Below are 21,706 nucleotides of genomic sequence, written 5' to 3'. Positions count from 1 at the left end.
CTCCTGACCATCACAAGCGGACTGAAAAGTCCGCGCTATACCCAGCCTTGGAGCAAAAAAAAAGGCGTGAGTTCAATACTCACGCCTTCTTTGTAACAGCGGATCAACAAACACCCATCAAGGGCGGTCGTCGACCTCCTTGTCGGTTGCGACAGGAGGGATCAGATCTTCGCTGCTGAGGTTCAGCCAGATCAGCACCACGTTGGCGATGTAGATCGACGAGTAGGTACCCGCCAGGACGCCGATAAACAGCGCCAGGGAGAAGCCCCACAGGTTGTCGCCACCGAAGATCATCAGTGCGGCAATCGCCAGCAAGGTGGAGATCGACGTCGCCATGGTACGCAACAGGGTCTGGGTGGTGGAGATGTTGATGTTTTCGATCAACGTCGCCTTGCGCAGTACCCGGAAGTTCTCACGAACCCGGTCGAACACCACGATGGTGTCGTTGAGCGAGTAACCAATGATCGCCAGCACTGCCGCCAATACTGTCAGGTCGAAGGTAATCTGGAAGTACGCCAGGATGCCCACGGTCACGATCACGTCGTGGATCAGCGAGACAATCGCACCGACACCGAACTTCCACTGAAAGCGGAATGCCAGGTAGATCATGATGCCGGCCAGCGCCATCAGCATGCCGAGGCCGCCCTGGTCGCGCAGTTCTTCACCGACCTGCGGGCCGACGAACTCGACACGCTTGACCGACGCAGGGTTGTCGCCACCGACCTTGAGCAAGGCCTCGGCCACCTGGTGACCCAGTTGCGGGTCTTCGCCAGGCATGCGCACCAGCAAGTCGGTAGTCGCGCCAAAGCTCTGCACGATGGCCTCCTGATAACCGGCCTCGTTCAGCTGGGTACGCACCTTGGCAACGTCGGCCGGCTTCTCGTAGGTCAGCTCGATGAGCGTACCGCCGGTGAAGTCCAACCCGTAGTTCAGGCCCTTATGGAACCAGCTGAACAGCGCCAGGACGGTAAGGAGCACAGTGACGCCGAACGCAATGTTGCGAACGCCCATGAAGTTGATTGTACGTAACATGGCAGCCCCTTAAATCCACAACTTCTTGAAGTCACGCCCGCCATAGATCAGGTTGACCATTGCGCGGGTCACCAGAATGGCCGTGAACATCGAGGTAAAGATACCCAGGGACATGGTCACCGCAAAACCTTTGACCGGGCCGGTGCCCATGGCAAAGAGAATCCCGCCGACCAGCAAAGTGGTCAGGTTGGAGTCGAGAATAGCGGTAAATGCCCGGCCGAAACCTTCGTTGATTGCCCGTTGTACGCTCATGCCCGCCGCGATCTCTTCACGAATCCGCGAGAAGATCAGAACGTTGGCGTCCACCGCCATACCCATGGTGAGTACGATACCGGCGATACCCGGCAGGGTCAGTGTAGCCCCCAGCAGCGACATCAAGGCCAGCAACATGACCATGTTCCCCGCCAGCGCAACGGTGGCGATCACGCCAAAGAAGCGATAGATGGCGATGATGAACAGGGAAACAAACAACATGCCCCACAGCGCCGCATCGACGCCCTTGGTGATGTTGTCGGCACCCAGGCTTGGACCGATGGTGCGTTCTTCAGCAAAGTACATCGGTGCCGCCAGGCCACCGGCACGCAGCAACAGGGCCAGCTCGGAAGACTCACCCTGGCCGTTCAGGCCAGTGATACGGAATTGAGCACCCAGCGGCGACTGGATGGTCGCCAGGCTGATGATCTTCTTCTCTTCCTTGAAGGTCTGGACCGGCACGTCTTTCTCGACGCCGTTGACCATTTGCTTGACGTAGGTGGTCACCGGGCGTTGCTCGATGAAGATCACCGCCATGCTGCGACCGACGTTGCTGCGGGTGGCGCGGTTCATCAGTTCGCCGCCATGACCATCCAGGCGGATGTTCACTTCAGGCGTACCGTGCTCGCCGAAACCGGCCTTGGCGTCTGTCACCTGGTCGCCCGTGATGATCAGGCTACGCTCGATCTGCGCAGAAGGACGATTGCCCTCACGGAACTCGAAAGTCTCGGAAGTGGCCTTGGAAGCACCCGGCTCGGCGGCCAGGCGGAATTCAAGGTTGGCGGTCTTGCCGAGGATCCGCTTGGCTTCAGCGGTGTCCTGCACGCCTGGCAGCTCGACCACGATGCGGTTGGCACCCTGGCGCTGAACCAGAGGCTCGGCCACACCCAGCTCGTTGACGCGGTTACGTACCGTGGTCAAGTTCTGCTTGATGGAGTATTCACGGATTTCCGCCAGCTTGGCCGGGGTCATCGCCAGACGCAGCACCGGCTGACCATTGAGGTCGGCAGGCACAATGTCAAAATCGTTAAAGCTCTTGCGAATCAGGGCACGCGCCTGTTCACGGGCGGCCTCGTCAGCAAAGCCCAGCTGGATGGCACCGTTGAGCTGCGGCAGGCTGCGATAACGCAACTTTTCTTTGCGCAGCAGGCTCTTCACATCGCCTTCGTAGACTTTCATGCGCGCGTCGAGGGCTTTGTCCATGTCCACTTCCAACAGGAAGTGCACACCACCGGACAAGTCCAGGCCCAGCTTCATCGGGTGTGCACCGATGCTGCTCAGCCATTTTGGCGTGGTCTGCGCCAGGTTGAGCGCAACGACATAGTCATCACCCATTACCTTGCGCACGACATCTTTGGCCGGCAATTGGTCTTCCTGCTTGGTCAGGCGCAACAAGCCGCCCTTCGCATCAGCTGCCAATGTTGCCGCCTTGACCTGGATACCCGCGTCAGTGAGCGCTTTGCTCGCGCGTTCCAGATCAGCCTGATTGACCTGCAGCGAAGTGCTGGCGCCAGTGATCTGGATCGCAGGGTCATCAGGATAGAGATTGGGAGCGGAATAAATAAAACCGATCGCCAGCACCGCCAGGATCAGTACGTATTTCCACAGAGGGTATTTGTTCAGCATCACGCCGCCCGCTTATGACGCGGGGCGCCTTGCGCGCCCCGTCGATTGGTAAAAGTTGTTACTCAGATCGCTTTAAGCGTGCCTTTTGGCAGCGTGGCGGCGATGGCGCCTTTCTGGAACTTGATTTCAACGGTGTCGGAGACTTCCAGGACGACGAAAGCATCGGCAACCTTGGTGATCTTGCCAGCGATACCACCGGTGGTCACAACTTCGTCACCTTTCTGCAAGCTGCCCAGCAGGTTTTTCTGCTCTTTGGCGCGCTTGGCCTGTGGACGCCAGATCATCAGGTAGAAGATGACCAGGAAGCCGACCAGGAAAATCCACTCGAAACCACCGCCCATAGGACCGGCAGCGGCCGGTGCAGCGGCGTCAGCCATAGCGTTAGAGATAAAAAAGCTCATTTAGCACTCCAGTTGCAAATAGTGAATCTTAGGGTCGGAAAACTCAGTCCAAGGGCGGCACGGGAAGCCCGCGCTTGGCATAGAAGGCATCGACGAAGGCGGCCAATGTACCCTGTTGAATAGCCTCGCGCAAACCAGCCATCAAGACCTGGTAGTGACGCAAATTGTGGATGGTATTCAACATGCTACCCAGCATTTCCCCGCATTTGTCCAGATGGTGCAGATAAGCACGGGAGAAGTTCTGGCAGGTGTAGCAATCACAGGTGGGATCCAGCGGCGAATCATCATGGCGATGGAACGCGTTACGGATCTTCAGCACGCCTGTATCAATGAACAGATGCCCATTGCGGGCATTACGGGTTGGCATCACGCAATCGAACATGTCCACACCGCGGCGCACACCCTCTACGAGATCTTCCGGTTTGCCAACGCCCATAAGGTAACGAGGTTTGTCAGAAGGCATCAGGCCTGGCAGGTAGTCCAGCACCTTGATCATCTCGTGCTTGGGCTCGCCCACCGACAGGCCGCCAATGGCCAAGCCATCGAAGCCGATCTTGTCGAGGCCTTCGAGCGAGCGCTTGCGCAGGCTTTCGTGCATGCCGCCCTGGACGATGCCGAACAGCGCAGCAGTGTTGTCGCCGTGGGCATTCTTCGAACGCTGGGCCCAACGCAGCGACAACTCCATGGAAATCCGCGCCACATCTTCATCGGCCGGGTACGGCGTGCACTCGTCAAAAATCATCACGATGTCGGAGCCCAGGTCGCGCTGGACCTGCATCGACTCTTCCGGGCCCATGAACACCTTGGAACCATCCACCGGCGAGGCGAAGGTCACGCCCTCCTCCTTGATCTTGCGCATGGCGCCCAGGCTGAACACCTGGAAGCCACCGGAGTCGGTGAGGATCGGGCCTTGCCACTTCATGAAATCGTGCAAGTCACCGTGCTTCTTGATCACTTCCGTGCCTGGGCGCAGCCACAGGTGGAAGGTGTTGCCGAGGATGATCTCGGCGCCGGTGGCAACGATGTCACGCGGCAGCATGCCCTTGACGGTGCCGTAGGTGCCGACCGGCATGAACGCCGGGGTCTCCACGGTGCCACGGGGGAAGGTCAGGCGACCGCGACGGGCCTTGCCGTCGGTGGCCAGTAATTCAAACGACATACGACTCATAGTTGTTCCTCTGGGCCGCGCGGCGCCGGATTACGGGTGATAAACATCGCATCACCGTAGCTGAAAAAACGGTACCCGTTATCGATGGCGGCCTGGTAGGCGGCCATGGTTTCGGGGTAACCGGCAAATGCCGAGACCAGCATCAACAGCGTGGATTCGGGCAAATGGAAGTTGGTGACCAGGCAATCGACCACATGGAACGGCCGGCCTGGGTAGATAAAGATATCGGTGTCGCCACTGAACGGCTTGAGCACGCCATCGCGCGCCGCACTCTCCAGGGAACGCACGCTGGTGGTGCCCACTGCGACCACTCGCCCACCGCGCGCCTTGCACGCGTTGACCGCATCCACGACGTCCTGGCTGACTTCCAGCCACTCGCTGTGCATATGGTGGTCTTCGATGTTATCCACACGCACCGGCTGAAACGTCCCGGCCCCCACGTGCAGGGTCACATAGGCTGTCTCGACGCCCTTGGCCGCAATCGCATCCAGCAGCGGCTGGTCGAAATGCAGCCCGGCCGTCGGCGCAGCGACGGCACCCAGGCGCTGGGAGTACACCGTCTGATAGCGCTCGCGGTCCGAGTCTTCGTCGGGGCGGTCTATATAAGGAGGCAACGGCATATGGCCGACACGCTCCAGCAGCGGCAACACTTCCTCGGCAAACCTGAGCTCGAACAACGCGTCATGACGCGCCACCATCTCGGCTTCGCCACCGCCATCAATCAGGATGCTCGACCCTGGTTTGGGCGACTTGCTGGAGCGCACATGGGCCAGCACACGATGACTGTCCAGCACCCGCTCCACCAGAATTTCCAGCTTGCCGCCGGAAGCTTTCTGGCCAAACAGCCGCGCCGGAATCACCCGGGTATTGTTGAAGACCATCAAGTCGCCCGGGCGCAAATGCTCAAGCAAATCAGTGAATTGACGGTGTGCAAGGGCACCGCTGACCCCATCCAGGGTCAACAGTCGACTGGCGCGACGCTCGGCCAAAGGGTGGCGAGCAATCAGCGAATCCGGGAGTTCAAAAGTAAAGTCAGCAACGCGCATGATGGGGTTCGTCTAGCAGGGCCGGGAAGTCTAGCGGAAATAGTGAAAATAGACCATGAAACGTGATTGACCAACGGTAATCACCTCTCTATACTTCGCCGCCATTGAGCCCTGATGGCGGAATTGGTAGACGCGGCGGATTCAAAATCCGTTTTCGAAAGGAGTGGGAGTTCGAGTCTCCCTCGGGGCACCATTTGCAGTACATAGACGACTACCAGCGTCTACGTAACACCCCTAGAGCCCGCTAACTGCGGGCTTTTTGGTCTCTGGGGTTCCACCCCCATCTCTTGCAAGCCAACCTCTTTTTGGTACATTTTCTGTACATATTCCAGTTCGAGAACCGGAGGTGTACAGCGATGCCATTGACCGTCTTGCAAATCAAAGCATCCAAGCCTGCCGACAGACCGTTCACGTTGAGTGATAGTTCGGGTCTTGCCTTGCTGGTGAAACCCAACGGCAGCAAGTATTGGCACTTCCGGTACACCTATCAGGGGCGGGCGGCGCGCATGTCACTGGGCGTGTATCCGTATATCTCCTTGCAGGAAGCCCGTGAACGAGCTGCAGAATGCCGCAACCTACTCAAGCAAGGCACCAACCCCGGCGCCAAACGCCGCGATGACAAACTGCGACAGCAGGAGGCCGGGCTCAACACCTTCAGGCGAGCCGCGGAGTACTGGTACCAATTCAAATCGGACTCCGGCCGCAGCAGCGCGACGCTGAAGAAGATCCGCGACTATCTCGATAAGGATCTACTGCCCGCTCTCGGCGAGAAGCAACTGGAGCTCATCACGCGAAGCGACTGCGCAAAACTGCAGGCCTGCATCGAAAAACGAGGCGCCTTCAATGTTGCGGACAAGACCCGGACCTGGCTGAAACAGATTTTCAGTCAAGCCATTGCACGCGGCCTGTGCGAACACAATCCAGCCTCCGAACTCCATGCCATTGCGATAGCGCCACCGCCCACTCAACACTACCCACATCTGCACGAACACGAACTACCTGAGTTTCTCCGGGCCTTAAGCAAGACCACCAGCCGGCTACCAGCGAGGATTGCATCATGGATGACAATTCTGACGGCGAGCCGCCCCGGCATGGTTCGCTACGCAAAATGGGAGGAAATCGATTTTGAGGAAGGGATATGGACCATCCCGGCCGCCCGCATGAAGATGCGCAGAGACTACGTCAGCCCTCTACCTCATCAATTGATCGCCATGCTTACCAAACTGAACCAAAGCACTGGCCGCAGTCGGTATCTATTCCCAGGCAATGGTGAAAAGCAGCCAGTCATCAGTGAAAACACGATCAACCTAGTGTTCGCCAAGATCGGCTATAAAGGACGACTCGTCAGCCATGGCACTCGTCATACCGCAAGCACGCTGCTGCGCGAACATGGCTGGCTGAAGGACCATGTCGAAAGCCAGCTGGCTCACGTCGAGGGCGGCATCTCTGGCGAGTACAATCAAGCCCTATACCTGCCGCAACGTCGGATCATGATGCAGTGGTATGCAGACTATCTCGACGCCCTCAAAGAAGGCATTACAGCCAACCTTCGCGATCAATTTGATACTCGCGTTAATCAGTTCCTCGCACGCCCTTCTGCACCGCCTCTAACAGCATCTCATGCACACAAAGATGATCACCTCCAAAAGTTGCCTATCGAGACAGACTCAACGGAGACTCAGTGATCACGTGACGCCTCACCAATTCGACCCGGTCGACGACAACATCATCGCCTTGCAAAACTACCGTGGCGTATTCCAGCACTGGTAAGTCGGTGAGATCTCCACAGCCCAGCCTTCCACGCGGGTCCATCCAAACAGGGCTGCAAAGCCGCCCTGCTTGGATGGACCTCACTTAAAAAATCTAAAGCCCATGCAACTGTCTGTGGAAAACCACAGATTTCCACCGGTGGATAATTTCATCCACCGCCGCAGAACTCCGGAAAATTCGAGCCTTGACCCGAATTATCCACAGGCGTAGAAAAGATCGGGCAAAGCGCTGTCGTTGACAGCAACCCAGGTAGCCAGAACCTTTAAGGCTACGCCACACCGTGGTGGTTCTCCCAAAGTGCGATTAGCGTCCGGCGGTTCGCACGGTCACAGCGATGTGATGGATGCCTACTTTTACCAGCGTGCCCACTGCGGCAACTCATTCCCTTTCATAGCTGCCCTGCAGCAACCTATCCGCTTGGCCATTTCCTTGCGCCAACCTACGCCCGTCTCTTTCTCCCGGAAAGAGACGGGCGCTCGTACCGCTGCTGCAGCCCAACTCGTACAAGGCATTGCGGCATTTCCCCTCGTGACAATCGGCGTGACAAACACCGAAGTCACCAGCAACAGCGATGCAGATGATGGTACCGCAGCCCACGGGATGGACTGCACCTGACTGACAGTCAGGCATGCCCCGGTCATCGCTTCACTGCCTTCACCTGACTCAGGATCTCGCGGCACTGGTCTCGTCAGCCAGTGCAGCCTCCACCCGCCCACCGGTAACGGTGTTCAGGAGACCAGATCATGAGATGCCCAAGCTCCCGGTCGTAAAGAGCCGCCAGTCCCGCGCTAGTGGACAACCCTCACAGGTCGCAGGGGCCTTGATCCCTGATAACACTCAACATTCTTGGCGGGATGACGTGGGGAAAAGCTTCAACGTTTTGACTTCGAGAGGAGTTTGATCATGGCGTTGGTCGGTAAACGGGACGAGCGCAATTTTGGCTATGGCCGGCAATTGAGCTACGCCGGGCCGCAGGCGTTGAAAGACATGTTCGGCGGCGGGCATTACGGCACGGTCAAAGCTCACAGTGATCGATGGCAGGCGTTTGTACGCTGGTGTCGGTCGGAGGATGGACCAGGGCTTAACGATGCGCGGCGGATTGATCGGCAGACTTTGCTGGACTACGCCGGGCACTTGCGTCAAAAAGTTGAGTTGGGTGAGCTAGCCATCGCCACAGCGCAAAACCGGTTGTCCAGCGTCAACCGGACCATGGCCGCGCTTCGCGGTGATCAATATGTGAAAGTGCCGAGCCCGAGCAAGGCGTTAGGAATGCGGCGGACCACCGTTCGCACAACCGCTCCCCAAGGCCAAGATCGTGAGCAAGTTATGCGCATCGTCGAAGCACTTCGCGAACACCAAATGCCGCGCGCGGCGGCTATCGCTCAGTTGGCGCGAGCCACCGGCATGCGCTTACGCGAGGCGATTTTGGCCGACCTACCGCGTTTAAAACGTGAGGCCGAACGCTACGGCAAGATCAACATCCAGGATGGCACCAAAGGTGGCCGTTCAGGCGCGTTGGCACCTCGCTGGATCACTGTGGATGATCACATCCGTGACGCGCTGAGGTTTGCCCAAAAGGTCTCGCCCGACCATAGCCGCAACCTGCTTGCACCGAACGAACGCTACCTCGATTTCTTGCAGGGAATCGTCGGCCCCGCACGGGACATCCTCCATAAGAACAACCTCAAAGGCTTCCATGAATTGCGGGCAGCCTATGCATGCGAACGTTACGAGCAAATCACCCATCATCCCGCGCCTATCAACGGTGGCCATTGCTATCAGCTCAACCGACACCTCGATCAGGAGGCCCGAGTACAAATCAGCTATGAGCTGGGGCACGGCCGTATCGGCGTGGTATCGGCTTATATTGGTGGTCGAGCATGAACACGGCATTCGATATGGAGCTGTTCCTGGCGGGCGTCTTGACCGGGTCACACACCACACGCCAACGCCACCTGCGTCAGGCGAAGACTATCCAAACAGCGATCGCTGAGCGCTGGCAATGCGACAATCCATGGAATTGGCAGAGAAAACACCTTGCATGGTTTTTGAATCACCATCTAAACCAGCGCACTGAATCGACGCGCTATTACTATTTGCTGACCATGCAATTACTCACTCATCGTCTAGGAAAATCCTGGCAGTTCACCCCCTAAGCGAAGGTCAGAAAACGGCCCAGAGTGTGTAAAAACGCCAGATTGGGTTTTCTATATCGACGCTAGGAGACCATGCTTACGTTTCGAAAACTGATCAAGTCTGTGACGTTTCCAGGAACAGTTAAGACCGCTCAGCAACCTCTTAAAGCCCTTTGGATGGGGCAAAAAAGACCCGTTTTTACGCCGTTAACGCTTCATCAAGCCAGTGGTGCCGATGATTTTTATGACCCGTTTCAGGTTGTAGGCAAGCACATTCAAGCTCATCTCGGCGCTTACCCCGTTAAGCTTTCGGGTCAGAAAGTGCGTCGCACCCATCCATTGCTTGAGCGTCCCGAAGGGATGCTCAACAGTCCGTTTTCGGATTCGCATCATCTCCGGCATGTTGCTCAGCCGATTCTGCATTTGCTCCAGTACGGCTTCATGTCCCCATCGCCGAACTCGCCGTTGCTTGCTCGGTGTGCACTTCGATTTCAGCACGCATCCCTGGCAATTAGAACTCCAGTAACGGTGCAACTTCAGGCCTTTTTCAACGCTGGAAAAGCGCCAGATCAACGCCTCTCCAGCGGGACAAATGTATTCGTTTTTTGCCGCATCATAGATGAAGGCATCGTTATTGAAACGCCCGTCAGCCTTGGCTCCAGAGGTCATCGGCTTGGGCACATAGGCGGTGATGCCTGCATCGTGACAAGCTAGGATTTGTTCGCTTTTGAAGTAACCTCGGTCAGCCACTACCGACAACGTATCTGACGCCATCGCCTCGCGGGCCTGCTTGGCCATCGAGCTGAGTAGATCGCGGTCGGAACCGACGTTGGTCACCTCATGCGCAACGATCAAATGGTGCTGGGTATCGACTGCTGTCTGCACGTTGTAACCGACGATTCCAGTGCCGCGCGTCATCATGGAACGGGCGTCTGGATCGGTCAGTGAAACCTGTTTGTCCGGCGAGTCGTTGAGCTGGATTTCGATCGCTTGAAGCTCCTTCATTTGCGTCTTCAGCTTGGCGATTTTCTCTTCCAGCCGCACGGCCTTGGGCTCCGAGGATGTGGGTTCTTGTCGATCGGCAGCATCGAGCGCGGTCAGGTAACGGCTGATGCTCGATTCAATTTCTTCCATTCGCCGCTTCAGTTTGGCGCTGGTGAAATTGCGGTCGCGGTTGTTGACCGCCTTGAACTTGCTGCCGTCGATGGCGACCAGATTCTCTCCGAACAGTCCCAACTGCTGACACAGCACAATGAACTGGCGGCAGACACCTCGAATGGCCTTGCTGTTGTCTCTTCGGAAGTTGGCAATGGTTTTGAAATCGGGCATCAAGCGACCGGTCAGCCACATCAACTCGACATTGCGCCGGGCTTCTCGCTCCAGCCGTCGACTCGACTGAATGCGGTTGAGATAGCCGTAAATGTAGATCTTCAGCAGGATCGCGGGGTGGTAAGCAGGCCGGCCAGTGTCAGCTGGAATGACGCCTTCAAAACCCAGCTTGACCAGGTCAAGTTCGTCGACAAAGACTTCGACTACGCGCACCGGATTGGTATCCGTGACGTAATCGTCGAGGCTTTCGGGCAGTAAGGTGCTTTGGCCTCGATGCTCACCCTGAATGAAACGTTTCATGGGCAATCCTGCGTTAACACTTTGGGCAATCATAGCAACGATAGCCGCGTCTTCACGTACTGTGATGTAAGCACGATATGCTACTGAATTTGGAATTGAAGGGCTTACGCATGGATGTAATTTCAGCACACCAATTTTGTAAAAGTCACCGCAAACAAATTGAAGCAAGTAATCGTTGTGGCTGTTTTTACTGCTTAAGTGTGTTTTTCCCCGTAGAAATCACAGAGTGGGTCGACTTGGATACCACCGCCTTGTGTCCGAAGTGTGGGATTGACTCAGTCATCGGTTCAGCATCCAACGTGCCGGTTAACCCAGAGTTTCTTTCGAAAATGAACGAGCACTGGTTCTAAACGCCCCCTCTTTTTGATGGCTTCCGTTTAGTCTGGCATCTACATGCAACTGGGTTTGCCTCAGAGGCATACGTTGCTGCTGATCGACTACGTTTTTACACACTCTGGGCCAAAAGCGGCCCTTCACTTTAAAGTCTGAAGCGCATGGAAGAAGCCTTTCTTTAACTGGCCTCCACAAATGTGAGAATGCCAGCTTGCGGCCCAGCCACAAGGTGTGATCTTGCTGTTTAGTGGCAGTGGTAGTCGTTCGTTTTATGGTTGCGATGGCAACCTTTTGAATCAGTACCGCCACTGTGCGCGAAGACAGCAACGGACGTAATCGAAAGTAAAGCGGCGATCAAAATGGCGGACAGTTTCATCAGGGCTTGCTCCATGATCATGTTTTTTTATCCGTGAGATATCTCACGCTTCGCAGCGTATGGCTAATTGCCTTCATTGGGCAAGCGACTTCCTAACTGTCTTCCCAACATTAGATGAACGGCTGAGCGCCTACTTCTAGCTACCACTGGCTCTGGTTTAGGATGGCCCCACATCTCCCTAGGGGGGATATAAAATCCCCTACAAACGGGAAACTCGTCGCTTTCATGCAGCAGTGGCGAAAAAGGCACAACCTCCGAGAGTGCCTAGCGCGGCCATTCGCACGAGTAACACTCCGAAATAAACAAGGCTGCGATTGCGGCCTTGTATTTCTACGTGACGACACTGTCCTCTGAGCCAGCGATTGAGCGACTCAAACTGAATGTAGGCTTTGGGTCGATTGTGTTGTAAAAGTCGGTCCTTCCAGACTGCCCGCGCACTGACTGCTGAAAATGCCTTTTTTGCGCGCAGCTACGCGAAATCTGAGAACGGAATCCTCTGCTCAAAGTAAAGAATTCAATCTCAAGCGCGTACTTTTCTGCCGTGGAAACCATGGCCGACTTTTTCCACAGAATCGGTCGATGACTGCCCTTCGCGACGAGCAGAAAACGACTGTGGATTCAACCCGTCGATGCAATACTCTGCTGGCTCAATATTGAATGTTTTTTACATCGACTTGGTTGAAATGCACACATTAGCGCAAGGTTTATTTATTCAATTCGTTGAGGTGCTACAGTTTTACATCCCCGTAGAGAACTCAGGTGGGTGTTTGATTGCAGTTCGTATCGTGCGCAAGGCATCATCGTATTGACAAAGTAAATGCAAAGCCCAGTCGATACGTGTGCGGATGCGAACATCATTTTCGTCTGAGGGAATTTCGCTATTCAACATCGATTCAACATTTCTTATGATGAGTTGTTCAGGCAAATACATGATCCGGCTGTTTTTGTAGCTCGAAGCACGCAATTCAGTAATTGGATAGGCTCCCCCGAGCCCAGCCGAAACCCCCACCAGGAGCGCTGGCTTGTGTCCAAGTTCACCGAGTCCTGCGTACAAAAAGAAATTTTTCAGCGCCGGGCAAGCCATGCCATTCCACTCCGGACTGATCACGATCAGTGCGGTAGCTTTTTTAAGGATGGATTGCTGGACATTCCAGATTCCATCAATGTCTTCTTCTGGCCACAGCGGTAGCCGACTGGAAGCCAAGTTCAGCAGTTCGCCTGAATCACAAAGACCAAGTTGCTCTAATCGGTCGCGCAAATATTTGGCGACTTTGAGTGATTGGCTGTTTGATCTATTCGATCCAGACAGCAGAACGATATGACGGCTCATTGCGCCACCTTCTGTTTAGCGTTGCGTGCTTTCGGGGCGACACGGCGTGAACGCACGATGGGCCAGAACAACTCTTCTTTCCAACTGATCGGTGACAAGTGTTCGATACCGTATAAGGGCGGACGCCGGCGGGTAATTTTGGCCGTACCGAACAGGATGTCCCAGAAGAACAACAGGTTGCCGAAGTTGCCCTTGTAATGCGTGACACCATCCTCGGCAGTCAAGCCGTGATGGGCTGAATGAGTGGAGGGGGTGGAGATCGTTCGCTCCAGAACCCAGACAATAGGACGCAACACACGGATGCCATACAGTTTGTCATCCCACGCAACGCTGCTGTGCGCTGCGAAGATGACGATCATCTTTAGGATCAGATAAACATAGTAAATATGCGCAAGTCCTAGATAGATCAGTATGCCGGACAGCCAGATGCCGGGCATCAGCATGTAGTAGAAGCTGTTGTTTCGATAAACGATGCGGACACTCATGTAGGGCGCGGAGTGATGAGCGCGGTGCAGCGCATAAAGTGCCGGGACCCGATGTGTCAGCCGATGCCACCAGTATTGAGTCATGTCATCCAGTACTAGAAACAACACGAACCCTGCGATCCAAGGAATGCTGGCCAGGGCGCCTTTCATTTCCGGAACAGCCAGGCTCAGGATTTTTCCACTGAGCCACATGACACTGGGGAACGTGATTGCAACTAGAATCCCGGAGCCTATGACTTCGATCAGTACGTCACGCTTCCCGCTCGACGGGTGTCGGAGCGAAGAACACGCAAGTTCCAGCAAGATGAAGGCGAGGAATATCCCGGCCACTATTACGGAAGGATTGTTGGCGAGCATTATTGTATTCATGGCACTCTCGATTCAGGCCCCTGCGGGCAATGCCCTTTCATTAGAAGCCAACGAGTAAGCCATCCCTATGCGCGAAACGGACAAAATTGAGCGAGAACAGGTCAATCGTTCCCCCCTGCGCTTTCATCGCGGCAAATTGGGCCAGGTGCTGGAGCGTTTCCTGGATAGCCAGGCCTTGAGAGAAAACAGGGATTACAGCCTGATCGAGCTGGATCAGCTTTGGCGCGAGGCGGCGCGCATCGATCCGGCGATCGGGTTGAAACTGTTCACGCTATTCACGCCTCAGGACTGGCACGTCCTGGCCTATCTGTGCTTGTACAGCCCCGACGTTTTATCATCCATGAAGCTTTGGGCCCGGTACGCGCGGCTTGCGGCGGACACGGACACGGTGAGACTGCTCAATGATGAAAACGGCGTCGGCATCGAGCTGTGCGTCGATGCGCCCAGTGAGTTGGCGCGCTATGTCATTGAGCACTACGGTGCAATGTCCATCGCGCAGTTACGGCGGGGAACAGGGCAGCAGGTGCAGCCGGTCCTGGCAAGATTTACTCACTCTCGTCCGTCGTATTACAAGCAATACACCCAATGGTTTGGGGGCCGTGTCGAGTTTGACTGTCCGATTAACTGCTTCTATTTCGACGCTCGAAGCTTGAGCCTGCCGATGCAGACACATCATCACGGGATGCTTGAGTTATTGACCCAGGAACTGGATCGACGGATCGCCGCGCATCGGAATTTCAGCGGTTGGTCAGCCAAGGTTGCTGAAGGAGCGCGACGATCTCTAGCGAGAGGTGAAACTCCCAATCTGGACAATCTGGCGAAGGCGCTGCACCAGACGCCAAGGACCTTACGGAGACGACTGGAAGAGGAAGGTACAACCTTCAGACAATTGCTCGATCAGATTCGCGCAGAATTGGAACTGCATCTTGAATTGCAAGGAGAGTCATTAACGGAGATTGCAGCTCAACTAGGCTACAGCGATTTGACGGCGTATCTCCACGCCCGAAGTCGATGGCGTGACAGGAAGTAATGTGGCGGGCCCGAACTTTTCGGAACGACAGCGTTACCTCACAAATCACCTGGTTTGGCTCTGCCTGGACGCACACCGGTGTCAGACTCTTCCTTCACTCTGACTGACGATTCGGCATTTCCAAGGTCAGCCTCAATTAGCCCAATGCAACCCCAGCAATCACCGCCACAATCGACTGAAAGTGGATCGTCTTCGAGGCCCAGTTTTCGACCGCAAATACCGCACACATCTGACATGCCTAGATCCTTCCTTAGTTAAAAATTTTCTTACGCCGAAAAAGTAAAAACCTGCGATTGAAATCCTGCATTTTCGCTCGGGCTCGGGCTTTACGTAGAAGCGTACTAAAACGCAGCTTTCATCGTTCAATTTCTCACCGATTCGAAAATCCGACTTTTTCAACAGAATCGGCCGATTTCAGCCCTTCACGACGGGCAGCTATCGGCAATGCGCAGCTTTTGTGAACTGGCGAGTGGTCGTTGCTGGCGGCACCCCACTCCTGGCGCCTGCTTTCAATGTTTAAGTGCTCGCCCACATCAATCGACAGGGGTGTTATCACCGACTGCGACAAGGTGAAAGTTGACCGTCCTGACCGGTTGCTTCTGTGACTGACCGGCGACGAGAAAACCTTCGAATACCTGAATGAAGTCGGCACCATCCAGCGCCTGCTGGACCGCGAGCACGCGCAGGGCGAGGCGGCGCAGGCGGTTGATGTCCATGCTGCCGGTGAACAGCTCGGCCAGGGTGGCGATGCCCTCCTGAGTCTGGGTCGTGCGTGGCGCCCCCAACCCCAGGCTTTTCAGGTTGCGTTGCAGCGCGCCGTTTTGTGCCGTGGCGACATGCAAGAAGGCCTCATGTTGCAACAGTTGGTTCTTGTCCGGTTCCGAGAACAGGGCACTGGCACGCAGGCGGATGCGACTGGCCCCGGCGATGGCCTTGGCGGCCAGGGTCGGATCGAGCACGACGGTGATCCGGGCGGGTCCGAAGAAGCGGTCGAGTTCCGGTTGCATCCAGGCGGCGAAGACCTCGGCCGGAATTTCCGCCGGGCTCGGTGGAATCCGGGTTCCGCCCAGAAGGGCATCGGTGGTCTTGAGGAGGAATTGGGCCGCGTCCAGCATGCTTAGTTTCAGGCGCGAGTAGTAGAAGTCCGGGTGCCGGTACAGCGCTGACGAATACTGAGTAAAGGCGGGTGTGCCGATGGCACCGAGCATATGCCCCGCCGTGGCATAGCTGCGCGCCGTCATGGCGAGGTGGCGCCCGGCCGGATGGTCCTCATCGCAGCGGCCGATAAAGGCTTCGAGGGCGGCGATGTCGGCGCTGTGGTCGCGCGGGCGCAGCTCGATCTTGGGCAGTTTCGCCTGCCCGGCGCGCCAGCGTGTCAGGAATACTTCCTCGACCCCATCCGGCCAGGACAAGGCATCCAACACGCGGATCTTGCGGACCAGACCGGGTAGAGCGGCATCCAGTTCGGACAGGGGAGCGACGCTCACAGAAATCTCCTTGGGAGACAAGGTTCAATCGTAAAAGCGTAGTCGCTGGCGATGCATCGCGTGCTGATAGGCAAGTCTGAACTAAGCTTTTCTGTGTGCTTGCGGATGTATGGTCTTGGCCATCCGGGCAGGGCTGAACTCAGGATGGAGCAGTTGGAACACGTCAGACCCAAACAACGTGTGGAGCACTGATCATGTTGGGAATCCGCGGTTGGGTAACACATTTTACGGCTCATCCCTCTGCACGCTCAGTGCCGATCACTCACATCCTTGCGGTCCTAGCGTTCACACTTTTCGCTGGCGCGATTGATGCTGCAGCCGAGGCAAAGGCGCCCCCCGAGGCGCCGCTGCGTGAGCAACTCACCCTCCCGACCGAGAGCGCAATGAAGCCGTGGACCGGTGATCTCGACGGGATGATCGATCGACAGATCATTCGAGTCCTGACGGTTTACAGCAAGACGTTTTATTTTGTCGACAGAGGTGTCCAGCGCGGAACGACTTACGATTTTTTTCGTGTATTCGAGGAGGATCTGAACAAGAAGCTGGCCAAGGATAAAAAGCTCAAGCACAAGGCGCTGAAAGTGCGGGTGGTGCTCATTCCTGTGGCACGGGATGAACTGCTGCCGGCGCTGGCTGCCGGCAAAGGCGATATTGCGGCGTCCAACCTGACCGTGACCGAGGAACGCAAGCAACTGGTTGATTTTACTTCACCTGTCTATCGCAACGTCAGCGAGGTGGTGGTCTCCGGTCCCGACTCGCCCGCGGTGTCCAGCGTGGACGAATTGGCGGGGCAGGTGGTCTTCGTTCGCAAATCCTCCAGTTACTACGAGAGCCTGATGGCCCTCAACCAGCGTTTCGCCGGCGAGAACAAACCTGCGGTCATCCTCAAGGAAGCACCAGAGGCCCTGGAAGACGAGGATCTGATCGAGATGCTGAACGCCGGGATGATTCCTCTCATCGTCGTGGACAAGCATAAAGCGGACTTCTGGAAGAAGGTCTTCCCGGCTATCACGGTGCATGACGACGTCACGTTACGCACCGGAGGGGAGATTGCCTGGGCGATTCGCAAGGGCAGTCCGCAGTTGCAGGCCTTCACCAATGATTTCATCACTCGTCACGGTCAGGGGACCGCCATCGGAAACATGATCCTGACGCGTTTTTTTAGAAGCGAAAAATATGTAAAGGCCTCTGTCTCCGAGTCCGAACGCAAGAAATTTATCGCATTGGTTCAGTACTTTCAGCAGTACGGAGACAAATATGATGTGGACTGGTTGCTGATGGCCGCCCAGGGATACCAGGAATCTCAACTGAATCAGGCAGCCAAGAGCAAGGTGGGGGCCATCGGTGTCATGCAGGTCATGCCCGCCACCGGCAAGGAACTCGGCGTCGGCAACATTGCTGAAGTCGAGCCAAACATTAACGCCGGGATCAAGTACATGCGTTGGATGATCGACCAGTATTATGGCAAGGAGCCCATGACCAATCTGGACAAGGCCTTGTTCGCCTTCGCTTCTTACAATGCAGGGGCGGGCAGGATTTCCAAACTTCGCAAAGAAGCCACCCTCCGTGGGCTGGACCCGAACGTCTGGTTTCACAATGTTGAGTACGTTGCCGCCGAGAAGATCGGTGCGGAGACGGTTACCTACGTCAGTAATATCTACAAATACTACATTGCCTACCAATTGATCATGCAAGCCAATGCGGCGAAAGCCGAGGCTGCGCAGACGTTGAAAGACCAGAGCAAAGAGTTGCCTTGATTGACCAATGTGACCACAGGAGCGAAAAAATCTTTTCAACCTACACTGAATTGGGTTGAGAACGCCCTGGAAAAAAGCCCCGTGCTTAGGTCTGCGAACCTTACGAGGGCATCACGCTGACGCAGGTGTGGCGAGGATGAGCGGATGCAAAGCACTGGAGAGCCAAAGCGGGCCCGTGTACTTGATCCGGTCGATCGTGTCACGGAGGTCATTTTCGGCCTGCTCATGGCAATGACCTTCACTGGAACCATCAGCGTGGCCACGTCTGGCCGGGAGTCGGAACGCACGATGATGATCACCGCGCTGGGTTGCAACCTCGCCTGGGGATTCGCGGACGCCGTGATGTATTTACTGCGAACCCTGATCGAGCGTGTGCGCAACCGCACGCTACGCGCAAGTCTATGCGGCGCGACTGATGCAGTCACCGGAAAAGCGCTCATTGCTGAGGCATTACCCCCTCGTCTCGCGGCAGTGGTCGGCACGGATGATCTGGAATCGTTGCGTCGCCGTGTGCTCGAGTTTTCATCTATGCCCTTACCGCCGGCCTCGGCTAGGGATGATTTCAAGGGGGGCGTGGGTTTTTCCTGCTGGTGGCGCTCTAGACATTGCGCTTGTGGTGCCGTTTCTGGTGCTGGATCGGACGGCGCTCGCCGTACGCGTTTCTAACCTGGTCGGACTCGCAGTGCTGTTCATCGCCGGTTGGGTACTCGCGAAATACGCTGGCGCAAAACCGTGGCAAGGCGCAATTGCGTTGGCAGTCACCGGTGCTGTTCTGATCACCGCGATCATCGCGCTCGGTGGATGAACAGATTGCAACCCTACGCTGTTTATTGGTGAGGTCTCGATCATGGCAAAAGACAAGAAAAAAGCCCCCAAGAGCCACTCTGCTGAAAGCCTGAAACTGAAGAACAAGGATTATCTTGAGCAACTGCGCAGCCTGCACGTCGAACTTGTCAAATTGCAGGAGTGGGTAAAAGCCAAGGGCATCAAGATCTGTATCGTCTTCGAAGGGCGCGATGGCGCTGGCAAGGGAGGGACGATAAAAGCGCTCACCGAACGCGTGAGCCCCCGTATCTTTCGGGTGGTGGCGCTGACGGCGCCGAGTGAACGAGAGAAAAGCCAGATGTATGTCCAGCGCTACCTGCCGTACCTTCCCGCGGCTGGCGAAGTGGTGATCTTCGATCGCAGTTGGTACAACCGGGCGGGCGTCGAGCGGGTGATGGGATTCTGCACCAAAGAGCAGGTTGCCAGTTTCATGACGACAACGCCGCTGGTGGAGCGTGCAATCGTCGACTCAGGCGTGATCCTGCTCAAGTACTGGCTGGAAGTCAGCGAAAACGAGCAGACCCGCCGGCTTCAGGCACGTATCAAGGACGGACGCAAAATCTGGAAACTGACCCCGATGGATCTCAACTCATACAGCCGCTGGTATGACTATTCACGCGCGCGTGACGACATGTTCAAGGCCACTGACACCGAACATGCCCCATGGGTGGTGGCCAACTCGAACGACAAGCGCCGGGCGCGCCTTAACATCATCACCGATTTGCTCAGCCGCATCCCGTACAAGGATGTCGCACGCGAGGAGGTGATATTGCCCAAGCGGCAGAAGCCTGGTGGCTATCGCGACCCGGATTATCCGCACCGACGAGTTCCCGAAAAATTCTGACGGACACGTATAAGCGAATCTGCGCTGTACACCAACGGGCCACAGTCCTATGAGCCATTCGGATTCTTCGCCTCCCGCCCCGGAACCGGGCCGAGTTGCACGTCGCGATGCCGGCGACGAGACCGGCTGGGGCCGCTGGCTTCCTGGACTCCGCACGCTGCGCGGGTATCAGGTTGCCTGGTTGCGTCACGACATCATGGCCGGACTGGTGCTCACCACGATGTTGGTGCCCGTGGGCATAGCCTACGCCGTGGCATCGGGCGTACCCGGCATCTATGGCCTCTACGCGACCATCGTTCCGCTACTCGCATATGCATTGTTCGGGCCTAGCCGGATTCTGGTGCTGGGCCCGGACTCGTCATTGGCCGCCGTTATCCTTGCTGTCGTCCTTCCTCTGTCGGGCGGCGACCCGCATCGCGCCGTAGCCCTTGCGGGCATGATGGTGATCGTTTCAGGAACTGTGTGCATCCTGGCGGGCATCATGCGTTTGGGCTTCATTACGGAGTTGCTGTCTAAACCCATCCGTTACGGGTACATGAACGGCATCGCGCTGACCGTATTGATCAGCCAATTACCCAAGATTTTCGGTTTTTCGATAGAGTCCGACGGGCCGGGGAGAAACCTGTGGGCCATCGCCACCGCGGTAATGGAAGGAAAGACCAACTGGTCCGCGTTCATGATCGGCGCAGCCACCTTGGTCGTGATCCTTCTGCTCAAACCCCACAAACGGGTGCCGGGCATCTTGATCGCAGTGGTCGGTGCGACTGTCGCCGTCGGTGTGCTGGACCTTGGCGCCCGCGCCGGGGTGTCGGTGCTCGGTGTTCTTCCACAAGGTTTACCTGCCTTCGCCATCCCCTGGATCACCCGAGCTGATATTGTCCCCGTGCTCATCGGCGGTTGTGCCGTCGCCCTGGTGTCGTTCGCCGACACCAGTGTGCTTTCTCGTGTGTATGCAGCGCGGACCCGTACCTGCGTGGACCCGAACCAGGAGATGGCGGGGCTCGGTTTTGCCAATCTGGCGGCTGGATTTTTCCAGGGCTTTCCAATCAGTAGCAGTTCTTCACGTACCCCCGTGGCTGAAGCCGCAGGCGCCAAAACCCAGTTGACCGGCGTTGTCGGCGCGTTGGCAGTTGCCCTGCTGCTGATGGTGGCGCCGAACTTGTTGCAGAGTTTGCCCAACAGCGCATTGGCAGCGGTGGTGATCGCATCAGCCATTGGCTTGATTGAAGTCGCCGACCTGCGGCGAATTTATCGCATCCAGCGCTGGGAGTTCTGGCTGTCGATCATGTGCACCCTCGGCGTGGCTGTATTTGGCGCGATTGAGGGCATCGGAATGGCCATCGTAATAGCCGTCATCGAATTTCTATGGGATGGCTGGCGACCGTATTCCGCAGTGCTGGGTCAAGCCAAGGGCGTCAAGGGCTACCACGACATCCAGCGCTATCCGGACGCGCACCTTATACCTGGCCTGGTGCTGTTTCGCTGGGATGCGCCGTTGTTCTTCGCCAACGCCGAACTGTTCAACGACCGAGTGCTCGACGCCGTGGCGGCATCGCCTACGCCGGTACGCTGGCTGGTCGTTGCGGCGGAACCCGTCACCAGTGTGGACGTGACCTCGGCTGACATGCTGGCTGAACTGGACGACACCTTGCACGCGGCGGGCATCAAGTTGTGCGTGGCCGAGATGAAGGACCCGGTCAAGGACAAGCTGAAGCGATTCGGGCTTTTCGCACGGTTTGGCGAAACGGCGTTCTTTCCAACCATAGATGATGCAGTCAGCAGCTATCTCTTGATTCATCCAGTGGATTAGC

At 56.5% G+C, this 21,706-nt stretch carries 18 protein-coding genes, 1 tRNA gene and 1 pseudogene; 10 read left to right on the top strand and 10 right to left on the bottom strand.

Annotated elements, in window-relative coordinates; all coding sequences use genetic code 11:
- Positions 1-117: 117 nt before the first annotated feature.
- The 5 genes from secF to queA form a co-directional block, all read right to left on the bottom strand.
- A complete protein-coding gene (gene secF, locus KL786_RS19570; protein WP_215518661.1) occupies positions 118-1,032 on the bottom strand; it encodes a protein translocase subunit SecF in 915 nt (304 codons plus the stop codon).
- Between the two features lie 9 nt (positions 1,033-1,041).
- Positions 1,042-2,910 carry a protein translocase subunit SecD gene (secD, locus tag KL786_RS19565; RefSeq protein ID WP_215518660.1) on the bottom strand — a complete coding sequence of 623 codons (1,869 nt, stop codon included), beginning with the start codon at positions 2,908-2,910 and terminating at the stop codon, positions 1,042-1,044.
- 62 nt (positions 2,911-2,972) lie between these two features.
- Positions 2,973-3,311, bottom strand: a complete 339-nt coding sequence (gene yajC, locus KL786_RS19560; RefSeq protein ID WP_032858314.1) for a preprotein translocase subunit YajC — start codon at positions 3,309-3,311, stop codon at positions 2,973-2,975.
- A 43-nt stretch (positions 3,312-3,354) separates the two neighbouring features.
- Positions 3,355-4,470 (bottom strand): tRNA guanosine(34) transglycosylase Tgt, encoded by a 1,116-nt coding sequence (gene tgt, locus KL786_RS19555; RefSeq protein WP_032858353.1) that lies wholly within the window; start codon positions 4,468-4,470, stop codon positions 3,355-3,357.
- Positions 4,471-4,475: 5 nt separating this feature from the next.
- Positions 4,476-5,525: a tRNA preQ1(34) S-adenosylmethionine ribosyltransferase-isomerase QueA gene (gene queA / locus KL786_RS19550; protein WP_215518659.1), complete on the bottom strand. Its 1,050-nt coding sequence runs from the start codon at positions 5,523-5,525 to the stop codon at positions 4,476-4,478.
- A 108-nt stretch (positions 5,526-5,633) separates the two neighbouring features.
- Between queA and KL786_RS19545 the strand changes: the two genes are divergently transcribed.
- The 4 genes from KL786_RS19545 to KL786_RS19530 all read left to right on the top strand — a co-directional run bounded on the left by KL786_RS19545 (position 5,634) and on the right by KL786_RS19530 (position 9,451).
- Positions 5,634-5,718, top strand: a tRNA-Leu gene (locus tag KL786_RS19545).
- A gap of 163 nt (positions 5,719-5,881) precedes the next feature.
- The gene (locus KL786_RS19540) at positions 5,882-7,210 is read left to right on the top strand and encodes a tyrosine-type recombinase/integrase (RefSeq protein ID WP_142580087.1); all 1,329 of its coding nucleotides are present in this window, start codon (positions 5,882-5,884) and stop codon (positions 7,208-7,210) included.
- Positions 7,211-8,198: 988 nt separating this feature from the next.
- Positions 8,199-9,179 (top strand): integrase domain-containing protein, encoded by a 981-nt coding sequence (locus KL786_RS19535; protein WP_215518658.1) that lies wholly within the window; start codon positions 8,199-8,201, stop codon positions 9,177-9,179.
- Positions 9,176-9,451, top strand: a complete 276-nt coding sequence (locus tag KL786_RS19530; protein ID WP_142580090.1) for a hypothetical protein — start codon at positions 9,176-9,178, stop codon at positions 9,449-9,451. The genes KL786_RS19535 and KL786_RS19530 overlap by 4 nt, the downstream gene beginning before the upstream one ends.
- Positions 9,452-9,637: 186 nt before the next feature.
- Here KL786_RS19530 and KL786_RS19525 read toward each other — a convergent pair whose 3' ends face one another.
- The 4 genes from KL786_RS19525 to KL786_RS19510 form a co-directional block, all read right to left on the bottom strand.
- Positions 9,638-11,059 carry an IS1182 family transposase gene (locus KL786_RS19525; protein ID WP_142580091.1) on the bottom strand — a complete coding sequence of 474 codons (1,422 nt, stop codon included), beginning with the start codon at positions 11,057-11,059 and terminating at the stop codon, positions 9,638-9,640.
- Positions 11,060-11,636: 577 nt separating this feature from the next.
- Positions 11,637-11,768, bottom strand: a complete 132-nt coding sequence (locus KL786_RS19520) for a YHYH domain-containing protein (protein WP_123722178.1) — start codon at positions 11,766-11,768, stop codon at positions 11,637-11,639.
- A 736-nt stretch (positions 11,769-12,504) separates the two neighbouring features.
- Positions 12,505-13,098, bottom strand: a complete 594-nt coding sequence (locus tag KL786_RS19515; protein ID WP_142580006.1) for an NADPH-dependent FMN reductase — start codon at positions 13,096-13,098, stop codon at positions 12,505-12,507.
- Positions 13,095-13,952 (bottom strand): sterol desaturase family protein, encoded by an 858-nt coding sequence (locus tag KL786_RS19510; RefSeq protein WP_142580007.1) that lies wholly within the window; start codon positions 13,950-13,952, stop codon positions 13,095-13,097. Before KL786_RS19510 ends, KL786_RS19515 begins: the two co-directional genes overlap by 4 nt.
- Before the next feature lie 67 nt (positions 13,953-14,019).
- Here KL786_RS19510 and KL786_RS19505 point away from each other — a divergent pair, with 67 nt between their 5' ends.
- On the top strand, positions 14,020-14,982 hold the full coding sequence (locus KL786_RS19505) for an AraC family transcriptional regulator ligand-binding domain-containing protein (protein WP_142580008.1): 963 nt from the start codon (positions 14,020-14,022) through the stop codon (positions 14,980-14,982).
- A 581-nt stretch (positions 14,983-15,563) separates the two neighbouring features.
- Here KL786_RS19505 and KL786_RS19500 read toward each other — a convergent pair.
- A pseudogene (locus KL786_RS19500) lies at positions 15,564-16,469 on the bottom strand (tyrosine/phenylalanine carboxypeptidase domain-containing protein); the annotation flags it as partial.
- Positions 16,470-16,663: 194 nt separating this feature from the next.
- Between KL786_RS19500 and KL786_RS19495 the strand changes: the two are divergent.
- The 5 genes from KL786_RS19495 (at position 16,664) to KL786_RS19480 (ending at position 21,705) form a co-directional block, all read left to right on the top strand.
- Positions 16,664-18,226 carry an MltF family protein gene (locus KL786_RS19495; RefSeq protein ID WP_142580010.1) on the top strand — a complete coding sequence of 521 codons (1,563 nt, stop codon included), beginning with the start codon at positions 16,664-16,666 and terminating at the stop codon, positions 18,224-18,226.
- A gap of 144 nt (positions 18,227-18,370) precedes the next feature.
- Positions 18,371-18,892, top strand: coding sequence for a hypothetical protein (locus tag KL786_RS19490; protein WP_252193781.1), 522 nt, complete (start codon positions 18,371-18,373; stop codon positions 18,890-18,892).
- Positions 18,893-18,908: 16 nt separating this feature from the next.
- A complete protein-coding gene (locus tag KL786_RS29890; protein ID WP_286675743.1) occupies positions 18,909-19,031 on the top strand; it encodes a hypothetical protein in 123 nt (40 codons plus the stop codon).
- A 42-nt stretch (positions 19,032-19,073) separates the two neighbouring features.
- Positions 19,074-19,895 (top strand): polyphosphate kinase 2, encoded by an 822-nt coding sequence (gene ppk2 / locus KL786_RS19485; protein WP_215518657.1) that lies wholly within the window; start codon positions 19,074-19,076, stop codon positions 19,893-19,895.
- Between the two features lie 49 nt (positions 19,896-19,944).
- On the top strand, positions 19,945-21,705 hold the full coding sequence (locus KL786_RS19480; protein WP_215518656.1) for a SulP family inorganic anion transporter: 1,761 nt from the start codon (positions 19,945-19,947) through the stop codon (positions 21,703-21,705).
- Position 21,706 lies beyond the last annotated feature (1 nt).

It is taken from the genome of Pseudomonas sp. TAE6080 (assembly GCF_018732265.1).
GTDB lineage: Bacteria > Pseudomonadota > Gammaproteobacteria > Pseudomonadales > Pseudomonadaceae > Aquipseudomonas > Aquipseudomonas brenneri.
This window is presented reverse-complemented; position numbering and strand designations above follow the sequence as displayed.